This is a genomic window from Pararhizobium polonicum (genome assembly GCF_001687365.1).
GTDB classification, from domain to species: Bacteria; Pseudomonadota; Alphaproteobacteria; order Rhizobiales; family Rhizobiaceae; genus Pararhizobium; species Pararhizobium polonicum.
This window is the reverse complement of the sequence record NZ_LGLV01000017.1, coordinates 122111-137123: the sequence shown is the minus strand read 5'-3', so window position 1 is coordinate 137123 and position 15013 is coordinate 122111. Positions and strand designations below refer to the sequence as shown.

19 protein-coding genes are annotated in these 15013 nt (G+C 60.9%); 4 read left to right on the top strand and 15 right to left on the bottom strand.

Features of this window, described 5'->3' with window-relative positions:
* The first annotated feature begins 84 nt into the window (after window positions 1-84).
* Together ADU59_RS24635 and ADU59_RS24630 are read left to right on the top strand one after the other, a co-directional pair.
* On the top strand, window positions 85-921 hold the full coding sequence (locus tag ADU59_RS24635; protein WP_244506499.1) for a protein-disulfide reductase DsbD domain-containing protein: 837 nt from the start codon (window positions 85-87) through the stop codon (window positions 919-921).
* A gap of 78 nt (window positions 922-999) precedes the next feature.
* A complete protein-coding gene (locus tag ADU59_RS24630) occupies window positions 1000-1485 on the top strand; it encodes a peroxiredoxin (RefSeq protein WP_068957566.1) in 486 nt (161 codons plus the stop codon).
* 23 nt (window positions 1486-1508) lie between these two features.
* Here ADU59_RS24630 and ADU59_RS24625 read toward each other — a convergent pair whose 3' ends face one another.
* Window positions 1509-2393, bottom strand: coding sequence for a LysR substrate-binding domain-containing protein (locus tag ADU59_RS24625; RefSeq protein ID WP_068957564.1), 885 nt, complete (start codon window positions 2391-2393; stop codon window positions 1509-1511).
* Between the two features lie 214 nt (window positions 2394-2607).
* On the opposite strand from ADU59_RS24625, the gene ADU59_RS24620 reads away from it, so the two are divergent.
* Both ADU59_RS24620 and ADU59_RS24615 read left to right on the top strand, forming a co-directional pair.
* Complete coding sequence (locus tag ADU59_RS24620; protein ID WP_068957562.1) at window positions 2608-3939, top strand: MFS transporter; 1332 nt, start codon at window positions 2608-2610, stop codon at window positions 3937-3939.
* A gap of 205 nt (window positions 3940-4144) precedes the next feature.
* Window positions 4145-4546: a VOC family protein gene (locus tag ADU59_RS24615; protein ID WP_068957560.1), complete on the top strand. Its 402-nt coding sequence runs from the start codon at window positions 4145-4147 to the stop codon at window positions 4544-4546.
* 3 nt (window positions 4547-4549) lie between these two features.
* On the opposite strand, the gene rnhA is transcribed toward ADU59_RS24615, so the two are convergent.
* From rnhA to coxB, 14 genes are all read right to left on the bottom strand, one after another.
* Window positions 4550-4993: a ribonuclease HI gene (gene rnhA, locus ADU59_RS24610; RefSeq protein WP_068957558.1), complete on the bottom strand. Its 444-nt coding sequence runs from the start codon at window positions 4991-4993 to the stop codon at window positions 4550-4552.
* A complete protein-coding gene (locus tag ADU59_RS24605) occupies window positions 4990-5970 on the bottom strand; it encodes a homoserine kinase (protein WP_068957555.1) in 981 nt (326 codons plus the stop codon). The genes rnhA and ADU59_RS24605 overlap by 4 nt, the downstream gene beginning before the upstream one ends.
* Window positions 5971-6153: 183 nt before the next feature.
* Complete coding sequence (ispH, locus tag ADU59_RS24600) at window positions 6154-7164, bottom strand: 4-hydroxy-3-methylbut-2-enyl diphosphate reductase (RefSeq protein ID WP_068957554.1); 1011 nt, start codon at window positions 7162-7164, stop codon at window positions 6154-6156.
* Window positions 7165-7167: 3 nt separating this feature from the next.
* Window positions 7168-7533: a DUF1304 domain-containing protein gene (locus ADU59_RS24595; RefSeq protein ID WP_068957552.1), complete on the bottom strand. Its 366-nt coding sequence runs from the start codon at window positions 7531-7533 to the stop codon at window positions 7168-7170.
* A gap of 32 nt (window positions 7534-7565) precedes the next feature.
* Entirely contained in the window at window positions 7566-8312 is a 747-nt protein-coding gene (locus ADU59_RS24590) for an SURF1 family protein (RefSeq protein WP_068957674.1), read from the bottom strand.
* Window positions 8305-8688, bottom strand: a complete 384-nt coding sequence (locus ADU59_RS24585; RefSeq protein WP_068957550.1) for a DUF983 domain-containing protein — start codon at window positions 8686-8688, stop codon at window positions 8305-8307. Before ADU59_RS24585 ends, ADU59_RS24590 begins: the two co-directional genes overlap by 8 nt.
* Before the next feature lie 129 nt (window positions 8689-8817).
* The gene (locus tag ADU59_RS24580) at window positions 8818-9111 is read right to left on the bottom strand and encodes an addiction module antidote protein (RefSeq protein ID WP_068957548.1); all 294 of its coding nucleotides are present in this window, start codon (window positions 9109-9111) and stop codon (window positions 8818-8820) included.
* Entirely contained in the window at window positions 9108-9413 is a 306-nt protein-coding gene (locus tag ADU59_RS24575; RefSeq protein ID WP_068957546.1) for a type II toxin-antitoxin system RelE/ParE family toxin, read from the bottom strand. The genes ADU59_RS24580 and ADU59_RS24575 overlap by 4 nt, the downstream gene beginning before the upstream one ends.
* A 112-nt stretch (window positions 9414-9525) precedes the next feature.
* Entirely contained in the window at window positions 9526-10404 is an 879-nt protein-coding gene (locus ADU59_RS24570) for a cytochrome c oxidase subunit 3 (protein ID WP_068957544.1), read from the bottom strand.
* A 63-nt stretch (window positions 10405-10467) separates the two neighbouring features.
* Complete coding sequence (locus ADU59_RS24565) at window positions 10468-11076, bottom strand: cytochrome c oxidase assembly protein (protein WP_068957543.1); 609 nt, start codon at window positions 11074-11076, stop codon at window positions 10468-10470.
* A 13-nt stretch (window positions 11077-11089) separates the two neighbouring features.
* Window positions 11090-11230 carry a hypothetical protein gene (locus tag ADU59_RS30945; RefSeq protein ID WP_099050922.1) on the bottom strand — a complete coding sequence of 47 codons (141 nt, stop codon included), beginning with the start codon at window positions 11228-11230 and terminating at the stop codon, window positions 11090-11092.
* Window positions 11230-12186: a heme o synthase gene (locus ADU59_RS24560; RefSeq protein ID WP_068957541.1), complete on the bottom strand. Its 957-nt coding sequence runs from the start codon at window positions 12184-12186 to the stop codon at window positions 11230-11232. Before ADU59_RS24560 ends, ADU59_RS30945 begins: the two co-directional genes overlap by 1 nt.
* A gap of 105 nt (window positions 12187-12291) precedes the next feature.
* Window positions 12292-13992: a cytochrome c oxidase subunit I gene (ctaD, locus tag ADU59_RS24555; protein ID WP_068957539.1), complete on the bottom strand. Its 1701-nt coding sequence runs from the start codon at window positions 13990-13992 to the stop codon at window positions 12292-12294.
* 34 nt (window positions 13993-14026) lie between these two features.
* Window positions 14027-14911, bottom strand: coding sequence for a cytochrome c oxidase subunit II (gene coxB, locus ADU59_RS24550; RefSeq protein ID WP_068957537.1), 885 nt, complete (start codon window positions 14909-14911; stop codon window positions 14027-14029).
* Window positions 14912-15013 lie beyond the last annotated feature (102 nt).

Sequence of the window (15013 nt, the reverse complement as noted above, 5' to 3'; positions counted from 1 at the left end):
CGGAGGTGAAAGCGGGCATCTTTCAACCATGCCCCAAAACCGATAAGCCTCGACATCATGAAACATCATCGCTTCCGAGAGAATGTGACGCATTTGACGGCGCTGGCAACCCTTTCAGCGTATTTTTTTGTCGTCCCCCCAGCGAATGCCGCCTCGAGCGAATGGGCACAATCGCAAGGCGGCGCTGTACGCATCGTCGCCGACAGGCCGCAGCCGGACGGAACGATCCCGGCCATCCTGGACATCCGGCTGAAGCCGGGCTGGAAGACCTACTGGCTGGAGCCGGGCGCCAGCGGTATCCCGCCGCAGGTGACCGTCGATCCGCAGGACGGCATCTCCTTCTCCGGCATGCGCTTTCCAGCGCCGGCGGCCTTTGACGATGGCATCGTCAGCTATACCGGCTACGACCGGTCGGTGGCCTTTCCACTGTCCTTGAAACGCGAAGAGACGGGGACAAGCGAACAGACCGGCGACCTGACGCTCAAGGCCTCGGTCTTCATCGGCATCTGCAAGGATATCTGTATCCCGGTTCAGGCCGACCTCAGCCTGCCCCTGCCCGCCGGGCTGGCGGAAAACCCGCTCGACAAGGCGCGGATCGACGATGCCGTTTCCGCTTTGCCGGAAGAGCCGTCCGATACGTTCAAGGTGACGGCAGCCACGTTCGATCCGGCCGGCAAACGCATGCGCATCTCGCTGTTGCTGCCCTGGACGAACCAGACCGCGCCGCCCGAGCTTTTCCTCGCCGGCCCGCCCGGCTACAGCTTCGGCAAGCCGGACAGCATGACAACAGAGAACGGCCAGGTGACGGCGGACATACCGGTGCGGGTACCCGCACAAGGCGGGGCGTTGAAAAGCGGCTCGGTTCTGCTCGTTGCCCGGATCAACGGCCGGAGCATGGAAACCCCGCTTGCCTTTGACTGAGCCAAATCTATATTCCTTTTCGACCAAGCGGAGCCGCCGCGCTCCTGCCCTTTCCAAAATACCTCAAGGAGTGAGACCGTGACCATTTCCGTCGGAGACAAGCTGCCTGCCGCCACCTTCAAGGAAAAGACCGCCGATGGCCCGGTCGAAATCACCACCGACCAGCTGTTTGCCGGCAAGAGGGTCGTGCTCTTTGCCGTTCCCGGCGCCTTCACGCCGACCTGCTCGCTCAACCACCTGCCCGGCTATCTGGAAAACCGCGATGCCATCCTTGCCCGCGGCATCGATGATATCGCCGTTGTCGCCGTCAACGACCTGCATGTCATGGGCGCCTGGGCGACGTCTTCGGGCGGCCAGGGCAAGATCCACTTCCTGTCCGACTGGAACGCCGCCTTCACCAAGGCGCTCGGCATGGAGATCGACCTGTCGGCCGGTACGCTCGGCCTGCGCTCCAAGCGCTACTCGATGCTGGTGGAAGACGGCGTGGTGAAGACGCTGAACGTCGAGGAAAGCCCCGGCCAGGCGACCGTTTCGGCCGCAGCGGCGATGCTCGAACAGATTTAAAAAACGAGCACGCGCCCGGCCGTTCAATTGTCCGGCCGGGCGCGCATCTCCTCGATCAGCCAGCGCTCCAGCGCCAGCGCATCGGGCCGTCCCGCCACATGCGGGGCGATCCACAGCACCAGACGGCGCGGCCCGGGCCTGAAGCCGAAGGGGGCCACGAGCCGCCCCGATGCAAGCTGATCCAGCACCAGCATCTGCGGCACGGTGGCGACGCCGAGCCCGCAGGCGGCGGCCTGAATCAGCAGGTAGAAGTGATCGAAGCTCGATCGCGGCTCAAGCACCAGATCATTTTCTTCCGCGACAGTCTGCCAGTCCCGCCAGGCCTGCGGCCGGGTGCGGGTGGACAGAAGCATGGCCGCTTCCAGATCCTTCGGTGCCGAAATCTGCGCCTGCGCCAGATATTCCGGCGAGCAGACCGGTCCGATCGCCTCGCCGCCAAGCTCGCGGATCACCGCATCTCCCGGTGGCTCGATGATGCTGGAGCGGATCGCCAGGCCGATCTTGTCGCGCACGAAATCGATCCGGTCGAAATTCATGTTGAACTGCAGTTCGATATGCGGATGGCGCTCGTGGAACTGGCCGATGCGCGGGATGATCCATCCCATCATGATCGAGGACGAGCAGGACAAAGTCAGCGGTCCGGGCCGGACGCGCTCGACGCTTGCCTGCATCAGGCTGAAGGCACTCGCCAGCCCCTCCGCCAGACGCAGGCCCTCCAGGGTCGGCTCCGTCGATCGCGCCTTCCGGTTGACAAGCAGAACACCCAGTGATTCTTCCAGCGACTTGATGTGCCGGCTGACAGCGCCGTGGGTGACGAAAAGCTCATCGGCGGCGAGCGTCATCGACCGGTGCCGCGCGGTCGCCTCAAAGGCTTTGAGAGCGTTCAGCGATGGCAGCGTCTTGTTCACAGTGAAATCCCCGGCGAGCTGTGACTTTTTCTCACGTGACCGCGAGATTAAATCGATTGCCGGTAACCTATACATTCCTTTAGGACTTGCGGCAATTTGAAGGCGCATGCGTATCGAGGACGTGTAATGGAAGGGGAAATAGAGTTTCCACTCTGTCATCGGCGCTGAAAGACGGTGCTGCTGGAGAAGCCTTGCAACCAAGGGAGGGGCTCTTATGCATTCCAAAACCCAAGAAATGTCACAGGTCGAGCGTTCGGCCATCGCCAAGGTGTCGATACGGCTGGTGCCGTTCATCGCCTTGATGTTCTTCATCAACTTCCTCGATCGCACCGCGATCTCGTTTGCCGGCCCGAACGGCATGACGACCGACCTCGCGCTGACGACCGCCCAGTTCGGTTTTGCCGCCGGCATCTTCTTCTTCGGCTATATCGTGCTCGAAATCCCGAGCAACCTTGCGCTTCACAAATATGGCGCGCGGCGCTGGCTTGCCCGCATCATGGTCACCTGGGGCATCGTTGCGCTTCTCTTCACCTGGGTCAGCAGCGCGACGGAACTCTATGTCCTGCGCTTCCTGCTCGGCGTGGCCGAAGCCGGCTTCTTCCCCGGCGCGATCCTGTTCCTCAGCATGTGGGTTCCGGCCCGCCATCGCAACAAGATCCTGGCGCTCTTCTATCTGGCACAGCCGCTGACGACCGTGATCGGTGCTCCGCTCGCAGCCATGCTCATCCAGGCGCATGGCGCATTTGGCCTCGAAGGCTGGCGGATCATGTTCTTCGGTGTCGCGGTTCCCGCGATCCTCGTCGGCATCATCGCCTGGTTCTATCTCGCCGACAGGCCGGATGACGCCAAGTGGCTGACACAGGCGGAAAAGGACTGGCTGAACAAGGAACTGGCTAGCGAAGACAAGATCAAGGCCGCTGCCCACGGCGGCATGATGCGCATCGCCTTTACCGATGGCCGCGTGTGGCTGCTCTCGGTGATCTATTTCGGCCTGATCTATGGCCTCTATGCCCTCGCCTTCTTCCTGCCGACCATCATCGCCGGTTTCGAAGCGAAATTCGGCACCAAGTTCGATGTGTTCGACAAGGGCCTGATCACCGCCATCCCCTATCTGCCGGCCGCCGTGGCGCTGTACTTCTGGAGCCGCGATGCCTCCAAGCGTGGCGTCAAGGTCTGGCATATCGGCATTCCGGCGCTCACCGGTGCGATCAGCATCCCGATCGCGCTCTACATGGGATCTCCGGAAGCAACCATTCTGGTCATCACCATCACGGCCTGCTCGATCTTCGCAGCCCTGCCGAACTTCTGGGCGATCCCGTCGCGCTTCCTCACCGGTCCGGCAGCCGCCGCCGGTATCGCCCTGATCAACACGATCGGTAATATTGCAGGCTTTGCGGCGCCCTATATCACCGGCCTGGTCAAGGATTCGACCGGCGTCTACGAACTGCCGATGTTCATCGTCGGCGGACTGCTGCTGTTATCGGCGATCCTCGCGTTCTCGCTGAGCGGCCGCGTGCAGGAACCGGTCACCGCCGCCGCCAAATAACGGCAACACGCTGACGAAACAGCCCGCATGACCGAAAAGGCATGCGGGCTTTTTTTTGGAAACGGGAGGCGCCGTGGGCCGGGTCCACATGCCCCGCAATATTACTGCACGCTCTGCCGGAGGCGTTTGATCCGCAGCAACGGCGCTGGTTTTCAGTCCCGAATCCTGCAAGCATCGGCATCATTGCCAGCCCAGCGGAGGCGTCATGAACCAGAGTCTTGCCCTGATCGCCATTGTCGTGCGCGATTATGACGAAGCGATCGACTTTTATGTCAACACGCTGGGGTTTGTGCTGGTCGAGGATAGCTATCAGCCGGAGCAAGACAAGCGCTGGGTCGTGGTCAGGCCTTCGGGAGACGGCAGCACATCCCTGCTTCTGGCGCGCGCCTCCTCCGAACATCAGGAGACGTTTATCGGCAACCAGGCCGGCGGCCGGGTCTTCCTGTTCCTGCGAACCGACGATTTCTGGCGGGACCATGCGAAAATGGCAGCAGCCGGCATCACCTTTACCCGCGAACCCAAAGAAGCCCCCTACGGCATCGTCGCCGTCTTCGAGGACCTCTACGGAAATCTATGGGATCTCGTGCAGTTCACCGACGGCCGCTGAGGGTTACCGCTTCTTCTTGAACGGTTCCATGCCCTTGCGGGCCAGTTCGTCGGCGCGTTCGTTTTCCGGATGGCCGGCATGGCCCTTGACCCAGTGCCAGGTAACCTTGTGACGCTGGTTGGCGGCGTCCAGTGCCTGCCAGAGTTCGCCGTTCTTCACCGGCTTCTTGTCGGCGGTCTTCCAGCCGTTCCGCTTCCAGCCGTGGATCCACTTGCTGATGCCGTCCATGACGTATTTCGAGTCGGTATGCAGATCGACCTCGCAGGCGCTCTTCAGGCTGTCGAGCGCGGTGATCGCGGCCAGAAGCTCCATGCGGTTGTTGGTCGTATCCGCCTCGCCGCCGCACAGGTCTTTCTCGACCTCGCCATAGCGGAGAACAGCACCCCAGCCGCCCGGTCCGGGATTTCCGGAGCAGGCTCCATCGGTGAAGATATCGACATGTTTCATGCGGGCAGGTTCTCTTGGATAAGGCCATATTCGGCGGCGCTGGCCACCGAGCGGTGAAATTGCAGTTTTTTGAGATATTCGAGCGGGTCCTTCTTCACCACCAGCGCGCCCGGCGGGGTCATCAGCCAGTCGTAGAGCCGCGTCAGGAAGAAGCGCAGGGCCGAGCCGCGTGCGAGCAAGGGCAGCGCGTCGATCTCTCCAGCGGTCAGCGGCCGCACGCTCTGATAGCCCGCCAGAAGCGCCATGCCCTTGGTCATGTTGAAGGCGCCGTCCTTTTCAAAGCACCAGGCATTGAGGCAGATGGAGACGTCATAGGCGAGGAAATCGTTGCAGGCGAAATAGAAGTCGATCAGGCCGGACAGCTCGTCGCCGAGGAAGAAGACGTTGTCGGGGAAGAGATCGGCGTGGATGACGCCTTCCGGCAGGTCTTTCGGCCAATTGGCTTCGAGCGTATCCAGCTCGGCGGCGATCTCGGTCACAAGTCCCGGCTGAACCTCGTCGGCGCGGTCGCGCGAATTGTTCCAGAGCGGCCGCCAGCCGCCGACGGACAGCGCATTGCGGCGGCGGATACCGAAGCCCTCGCCCGCCACGTGCATGGCCGCCAAGGCCTTGCCGACCTCGCGGCAATGATGGGCATCGGGCTTGCGCAGCCACATGCCCTCCAGAAAGGAGATGACGGCGGCCGGACGGCCGGACAGCTGACCAAGCAATTCGCCATCGGCACGCGGCAGCGGCAACGGGCAGGAAAGGCCGTTGTCGGCAAGATGCTGCATCAGCCCCAGGAAAAACGGCAGATCGTTCTGGTCCACCCGCTTTTCGTAGAGCGTCAGGATGTAGGAGCCCTTGGTGGTGTGCAGCAGGAAATTGGTATTTTCGACGCCTTCGGCAATGCCCTTGTAGGACGTCAGCGTGCCGACGTCATATTGTTTCAGGAAACCGCTGAGGTCGTCTTCGGTGATGTCGGTGTATACGGCCAAGGTCTGTTCTCGTACTTAGGATTGGTGAAAAGGTTTGTCGGCGTATGGATCCTCGGGTCAAGCCCGAGGATGACGGAGAGTGGGGGCAGCAATGGCAGAGATGGTTGATTTCAAAGGATAGCGAACCTGAAACTCGTCATCCTCGGGCTTGACCCGAGGATCCATGCCGCCCGCTCCCATCACCTATTCCCCATTCACCCACGCCATATCCAGGGTCGTCAGCGGCACATGGCGAAGCTCGCGGTTGACGAGGAAGTTTTCGGTTTCCTCGACCGTATCGGCAAGCTCGACCACGGCGCCGTAGCGTTCGCGAAACGCCTCGATGATCTCGTTGACGATGACTTCCGGCGCGGATGCTCCGGCCGACAGGCCCATCGTAGAGACATCGGCGAAATCATCCCAGTCGATTTCCGATGCACGCTGGACAAGCACCGATTTTCTCGCGCCGGCCCGCAGCGCAACCTCGACCAGCCGCTTCGAGTTCGACGAATTCGGGGCGCCGACGATGATGAAATGGTCGCAGCCGGGGGCCGCCTGCTTCACCGCCTCCTGGCGGTTCGTCGTCGCATAGCAGATCGAATCGGCTGCCGGTGCCGTCAGGTTCGGAAAACGCTCGTGCAGCCGCTTGATGACGCCCGCCGTGTCATCCACCGACAGTGTCGTCTGGGTGACGAAGCCGAGGTTGTCGGCGTCCGGCGGCATATAGGTTTCCGCGTCCTCGACGGTTTCGACCAGCGAGACCGCGCCTTCCGGCAGCTGTCCCATCGTGCCGATGACTTCCGGATGGCCGGCATGGCCGATCAGCACGACATGGCGGCCGAGTTTCTGGTGGCGCATCGCCTGCTTGTGGACCTTGGAGACCAGCGGGCATGTGGCATCGAGATAGAAGAGGTTGCGTTCCGTGGCATCGGCCGGCACGGATTTCGGCACGCCATGGGCGGAAAACACCACCGGCTGCTTGCGATGCTCGGCCGGGATCTCATCCAGTTCCTCGACGAAGATCGCGCCCTTGGCCTCAAGCCCCTCGACGACATAGCGATTGTGGACGATCTCGTGGCGGACATAGACCGGGGCGCCATATTCCTTCAGCGCCAGAACGACGATCTGGATCGCCCGGTCGACACCGGCGCAAAACCCGCGCGGGCCGCAGAGGCGAAGGGTGATCGGTTTCTTTGCCACGGAAGAAGATGCCATTGATCAGGATGCCAGAACAGTAAACACGAGAGCGAGAATTGCCGGACCGCCCTGCACCAAGAGGATGCGCGGCTTGACCGACCATGCGCCATATATAGCGGCAACGATCACGCACACAAGGAAGAACAGCTTCAGCTGGAAGGCAAATTCCGGCGGCGAAGCGACAAGCGACCAGACGAGACCGGCGGCAAGAAAGCCGTTGTAAAGCCCCTGATTGGCCGCCAGCACCTTTGTCGCTTCCGCCTGCTCGGGCGTCATCCGGAACACTTTGCGGCCCTGCGGCCCAGTCCAGAGAAACATTTCGAGCACGAGAAAGCCGACATGCAGCAGCGCGGTCAGGGCGATCAGGATGTTTGCAAGAACGGCCATTCGTTTCCTCCAGCGAGAGCTCCTTGCGGAGCTTACGGCTTCCGCCGGAAGATGAACATCCCGCTGATAACCGCCAGCGCTGCGGCCAGCCCGTACCATGTGGCGGCATATTGCAGGTGGCTGTTGGGCAGGTCGAACTGCGTGACGCCGCCGATCGGCATGCCGCCATCATGCGGCGTCGCATCGGCATCGACGAAGAACGGCACGACCTTTGCCGGATCGAGGCCGACGCTGGACGCCATGACGTCGAGATCCTTCCAGTAGAAGATGTTCTTGGCGACATCATTGTCCGGAACGGCCCAGGACGGTTTTTCCAGAAGCTTGGCGCGGGCAAGGCCGGTGACGGTCTGCTCGCCGGTCAGTTGCCCCTGCTTGCGCATCTCCGGCTCCTTGCGCTCGAAGGAGACGAAGCCGCGATTGACGAGGAGGAGTTCGCCATCGGCAAGCTGCAGCGGCGTGTAGACGTAATAGCCGGTGCGGCCCTCGTAGGTGGCAAAGAAATGCCGTTCCTTGTTGTTGAGATAGGTGCCGGTGACGCGCACGGCGCGGTAGTCGACATCCTCGCCGGCGCTCGCCAGCGCCTCGATGGCAGCCAGATCGGCGGGAGGGGCATGACGCCGCTCCTCGATCTCCGCCAGCAGGCCTTCCTTCCAATGCAGACGCTGCACCTGCCATGTTCCGAGCGACAGCAGGATGCCGAGCGCGATCAGCACCAGCACGATGCCCGCGACGCGCCCCAAAAGCCCGCCGCGTGTTTTTCCGTTTGCGGTCTCAGTCACGATCAATCTCGCCCGGCCGCGCGCTGTTGCGGAACTGCAGATTGATCAGGACGCCCTTGAGCATGCGCATGAGGACCAGACTGAAGACGCTGGCGAGCGGTATCCACAGCAGGAAATGCACCCACAGCGGCGGATTGATATTGACCTCCATCCACAGGGCCGCGCCGACAACGATGAAGCCGACGATCAGGATGACGAAGACCACCGGACCATCCCCGGAATCGGCAAATTTGTAATCGAGGCCGCAATTGGCGCAGGCGGGCTTCATTTTGAGGAACCCGTCGAACAGCTTGCCCTGGCCGCAGCGCGGGCAAAGCCCTCTCAACCCGGCCTTGACCGGATCGACCGGCGGAAAATGTGCGCTGTCTTCGTTCATTCTGTTCTTTCCGCTCGCCAGTTGTCGGGCCCGTCGAATTCACCCGATCAGTAGCGCCGCTGCGCCGTGGCGTCCAATGCAAAAGCTGCGACAAAGATGTCGTGCCCCGCTCCCCGGCGGCAGACAGCGTCAAGATGACGGTCCATTGGCGACGATCGTCATTTTCAGCCCCAGTGTCTGGACGATCTTGTGAAGCGTTTCGAAACGGGCCTTCGATCCTCCGCGCAACGATTTGTAGAGGCTTTCGCGGCCCAGCCCGGAGGCCTTGGCAATCTCGGCTATCCCCCGCGCTTTCGCGACGTCTCCGAGTGCACCGATGAAGACATCTGGATTTTCATCGTCCATGGCAGCAGTGAGATATTCTGCAACGAGCTCATCATCGTCCAGAAACTCCGACACATCGAATCTTGAGATCGTTGTCATGATTGATCCTTCTGAAGATATCTCGCCATCTTCAAGGCCGCCGCGATATCCCGCTTCTGGCTGGATTTGTCTCCCCCGGCAAGCAGGAGATAAACAACATCTCCGGTGCGTTTGAAATAGAGGCGATAGCCGGGGCCATAGTGAATGCGCATCTCCGACACGCCCTCACCTACGGCTGAACAATCTCCCAGATTTCCGAATTCCGCCGATCGAATCCGCGCAAGAATTCGGGCTTTCACCTTCAAATCCCGTAGCGAAAACAGCCAATCTTTGAAAACATCGGTCGCTTCAAATACGAGCATCCCCTTTTGTATCCAAAAGGATACAAAAAGTCAATCACGGACGAAATCCAGCGACCAAAACAAAAACGGCCGCATCTCTGCGGCCGTCGAAAATTCCAGCTGTATTTCTCTATCACCCGTGGGCGATCGGTGCGCCCCAGCCGCCCCAGATGTAGATCGAGAAGAACAGGAACAGCCAGACCACGTCGACGAAGTGCCAATACCAGGCGGCGGCTTCGAAGCCGAAATGCTGCTTGGGGGTGAAATCGCCCTTGAGCGCGCGCAGCAGGCAGACGAGCAGGAAGATCGTGCCGATCAGCACGTGGAAGCCGTGGAAGCCGGTCGCCATGAAGAAGGTGGCGCCGTAGATCGAATCCTTGAAGGCGAACGGAGCGTGGATATATTCGTAGACCTGAACGTAGGAGAACAGGGCACCGAGAGCCACGGTCAGCGCCAGACCGTTGATCAGGCCCTTGCGGTCGCCGTGCAGCAGCGCATGGTGCGCCCAGGTAACGGTCGTGCCGGACAGGAGCAGGATGACGGTGTTGTAGAGCGGCAGGTGCCAGGGATCGAGAACCTCGATGCCCTTCGGCGGCCAGACGCCGCCGGTAAAGGCGGTACGGGTTGCCTGGATCGCTTCGCCCGGGAACAGGCTGGCATCGAAATAGGCCCAGAACCAGGCGACGAAGAACATCACTTCCGAAGCGATGAACATGATCATGCCATAGCGCAGGTGCAGCGACACGACGCGGGTATGATGCCCCTCATGCGCTTCCTTGATCGTGTCCGACCACCAGCCGAACATCGTGTAGAGCACGACGGCAAGGCCGATGAAGAAGAACCACGGATGGGCCCAGTCGAGGCCGAAAAGATGGAGCGAACCGCCCGACAGGTAGCGCATGTAGCCGACGCCGCCAAAGGCCATGACGAAGGCGCCGATCGAAGCCAGAAGCGGCCATGGGCTCGGGTCGATAATATGGTAGTCGTGGTTCTTCTGGTGCGCATCGGCCATGTCAGTAATCCCCGATAAGTCTTTCTCTTCGTCGCTTCCGGCTTAGCCGAAAACGGTGATCTGTCAAAGTTTCTTGTCTGTTTCCGCCGGCTTCACCGTCAGCGCCGCAACCGGCTTCGACGACTGGTGGGCGTAGAAGGTATAGGAAAGCGTCAGCGTGTTGATGCCCCTGGTCTCAACCGCATTGACGATTTCCGGATCGACGAAGAACACCACCGGCATCTTCATCGTTTCGCCGGGCTGCAGCGTCGTCTCGGTAAAGCAGAAGCACTGCACCTTGTTGAAATAGGCGCCGGCCGCCATCGGCGTGACGTTGAACACCGCCTGGCCGGTGGTCGGCTTTTTCGACAGGTTCGTCGCCTCGAACTCCACCTGCACGGTTTCGCCGATCTTCAGTTCGATCTGCCGCTGAACCGGCTTGAACGCCCATGGAAGGTCGGAGGCGATGTTGGCGTCGAAGGTCACCTTGATCGTCTTGTCGAGGATGACATCGGACGCCTGCTCGACGCGCTTGGTCGTGCCGTTATAGCCGGTGACCTTGCAGAACATGTCGTAGAGCGGCACGGCGGCATAGGCCATGCCGCCCATGCCGAAGACGAAGGCAAGACAGGATGCCACGATGACACCGTTTGCCCGTTCCTTCTGCTGTCCTGGCTTGTTGACCGTTGTCATGATCGTTCGATCCTTATTGAACCATGCCGTTGCTGAACTTGATCAGCGTCACGATATAGAAAATGGCAACGAGGCCGAAGAGCACGACACCGAGCGCAATGTTGCGGCCGCGGCGCGATTTCTTCTGAGCGTCCGTGAGGGTCACGAATTCCATCAGACAACCTTTCCGGAAGTGAGCCACAGCGTGGCAATCAGGTGATCGATCATCAGCGCGGAGAAGATCGCGAAGAGATAGAGGATCGAGAAGGCAAAGAGCTTCTTGGCCGGCACCATCTTTTCGTCGCCCTCCGGCATGCGGTGCACGCCGAGCGAATACCAGATGAAACCGAGGCCGAGCGCGGCGGCGATGACGCCGTACACGGTGCTCGAAAATCCGAGCGCCGTCGGGACCACGCCGATGATGGCGGTCAGCACGGCATAGATGACGATCTGGTTCTTGGTGGTCGCCTCGCCGCTGACATTGGGCAGCATCGGCACGCCGACCGCGCCGTATTCGCGCATCTTGAACAGGGCCAGCGCCCAGAAATGCGCAGGCGTCCACAGGAAGGTGATGAGGAAAAGAACGATGCTTTCGACAGCAACGCCGTTGGTCACGCAGGCCCAGCCGATCATCGGCGGAAAGGCGCCGGCGGCGCCGCCGATGACGATGTTCTGCGGTGTCGAGCGTTTCAGCCACATCGTGTAGATCACGGCATAGAAGAAGATGGTGAAGGCCAAAAGCCCGGCCGACAGCCAGTTGACGACGAGGCCGAGAATGCAGACGGAAAAGGCCGACAGGATCAGGCCGAATGCCAGCGCTTCCTGCGGCAGGATCTTGCCCGCCGGGATCGGCCGGTTTGCCGTGCGGGTCATCACAGCGTCGATATCGGCGTCGTACCACATGTTGAGGGCACCGGAGGCTCCGGCGCCCACGGCGATACAGAGGATCGCGATAAAGCCGATGAAGGGATGGATGTGGCCGGGCGCCAGCACCATGCCGGCGAGTCCCGTGAAGACCACCAGCGACATGACGCGCGGCTTCAGCAGCTCAAAGAAATCGCGCGCAGAGGCTTCCGAAAGGTGCACACCACCCTTCGTGCCGATCGCTTCGTGATTGTCGATGACCCTCATGTCCCGTCCTTGAAATTGTCCGTCGCGTCCTGCGCGCCGGCATGCCGGATTTCCCGGCTTGGAGCGAAGCCGCCGTTTCCGGCGGCCTCGATTTCGACGCGGCGCCTACTTGATGCGCGGCAGCTGTTCCCACTGGTGGAACGGCGGCGGCGACGACAGCTGCCATTCCAGCGTATTGGCACCCTCGCCCCACGGATTGTCGCCTGCGACACGCTTCTTGGCAAAGGCTTCGAAGACGCCGAAGAGGAAGATCAGCACGCCGACGGCCGAGATGTAGGAGCCGATCGAGGATACGAAGTTCCAGCCGGCAAAGGCATCCGGATAGTCGATGTAGCGGCGCGGCATGCCGGCGAGGCCAAGGAAATGCTGCGGGAAGAACACCAGGTTGACGCCGATGAACATGACCCAGAAGTGCAGCTTGCCGATGAACTCGTTGTACATGTAGCCGCTCATCTTCGGGAACCAGTAGTACCAGCCGGCAAAGATCGCGAAGACGGCGCCGAGCGACAGAACGTAGTGGAAGTGGGCAACCACGTAGTAGGTGTCGTGCAGCGAGCGGTCGAGGCCGGCATTTGCCAGCTGAACGCCGGTGACGCCGCCAACCGTGAACAGGAAGATGAAGCCGATCGCCCAGACCATCGGCGTGGTGAAGCGGATCGAACCGCCCCACATCGTCGCGATCCAGGAGAAGATCTTCACGCCGGTCGGGATTGCGATGACCATCGTCGCAAAGACGAAGTAGCGCTGCGTGTCGAGCGACATGCCGACCGTATACATGTGGTGCGCCCAGACGATGAAGCCGACGGCGCCGATTGCGACCATGGCATAGGCCATGCCGAGATAACCGAAGATCGGCTTCCTGGAAAAGGTCGAGACGATGTGGCTGATGATGCCGAAACCGGGCAGGATCAGGATGTACACTTCCGGGTGACCGAAGAACCAGAACAGGTGCTGGAACAGGATCGGATCGCCGCCGCCTTCAGGCGCGAAGAAGGACGTGCCGAAGTTGCGGTCGGTGAGCAGCATGGTGATGCCGCCAGCCAGAACCGGCAGCGAGAGCAGGAGCAGGAAGGCGGTGATCAGCACCGACCAGGCAAACAGCGGCATCTTGTGCAGCGTCATGCCCGGAGCGCGCATGTTGAGGATGGTGGTGATGAAGTTGATCGCACCGAGGATCGAGGATGCGCCGGCAATGTGCAGGCCCAGGATCACCATGTCCATCGCCGGTCCCGGTTGCCCGGATGTCGATAGAGGCGGATAGATCGTCCAGCCGCCGCCCGCGCCGTAACCGCCGGCAGGCCCTTCGACGAACATCGACAGCAGCACCAGCAGGAAGGCCGGGATGATCAGCCAGAAGGAAATGTTGTTCATGCGCGGGAAGGCCATGTCCGGCGCACCGATCATGATCGGCACCATCCAGTTGGCAAAGCCGCCGATCATCGCCGGCATGACCATGAAGAAGATCATGATCAGCGCGTGCGCGGTGGTGAAGACGTTGAACATCTGCTTGCCGCCGTCGATGGCAGCGTCACCCTCGAAGCCGTAGACCATCTGGGCCAGGCCGTGGAAGATCTGGATACCCGGCTCCTGCAGCTCGGCGCGCATGAAGACCGACAGCGTGCCGCCGACGATGCCCGCGAAAATCGCGAAGATCAGATAGAGCGTGCCGATATCCTTGTGGTTGGTCGACAGAAACCAGCGCTGAAAGAAGGTCAGCGGCTTGTGGGCGTGGTCGTGATCATGGTCGTGCCCGTGATCATGGGCATGGTCATGAAGGTGGTCGTGTTGCGCGGTTGTTCCGGCCATGGGTCGATCTCCCCTTCGAATTCTGTAGGGCGAATTACTGTGCGGCGTTTTCAGCGACGTCTACGGTCTTGGCCGCGCCGTCGATGGAAGCCATGAGTGCCTTGTTCGCCTCACCAACATTGGTGGCGGCAGCAGCGAGCCAAGTGTTGTACTTGTCTTCGCTGACCACGCGGATGGCGATCGGCATATAGGCATGGTCCTTGCCGCACAGCTCGGAACACTGGCCGTAGTAGAGACCTTCGCGCTCTGCCTTGAACCAGGTTTCGTTGAGACGGCCCGGAACGGCATCGATCTTGACGCCAAAGGCCGGCATCGCGAAGGCGTGGATCACGTCTGCCGCGGTAACGAGGACACGAACGGTCTTGCCGACGGGAACGACGACTTCGTTGTCGACGGCCAGAAGACGCGGATAGGCTTCCTTGTCTTCCTTGCCGAGCGAGGCACGGTCGCCTTCCTTCAACATCAGACTGTCGAAGGAGAGCGGCGTTTCGCCGACTTCATACTCGTAGGACCAGTACCACTGGCTTCCGGTCGCCTTCAGCGTCAGGTCCGGATTCTGCGGCGGCGTGAGCTGCGCGGTCAGGAGCTGGAAGGACGGGATCGCCAGGAAGAGAAGGATGACGACCGGACCGAGCGTCCAGACGATCTCGATTGCCGTATTATGGCTGGTTTTCGATGCTACCGGGTTCTTGCTTTCGCGGAACCGGTAAATAATCCAGAGCAAAAGCGCGAGAACGAACAGAGTGATCGGGATGATGAACCAGAGCGTGTAATGCTCGAACCATGTGATTTCCTCCATGATTCCGGTTGCCGCCGTCTGAAAGTTGGTCTGCCACGCGACCGGCTTGTCAGCAAAAGCATTCGAAGCAAAAAGCAGACAGGCAATCGATGCCAAAACTGCAAAAGCCTTGTTTTTCACAATAGTGTCTCCCCAGACGCTTGATCAGGATCAAACCGAAACGCAGAATCCTTAGCCATACTGAAGCGCTTCAAACCACAGTTTGATCAGCGCCGCAACATC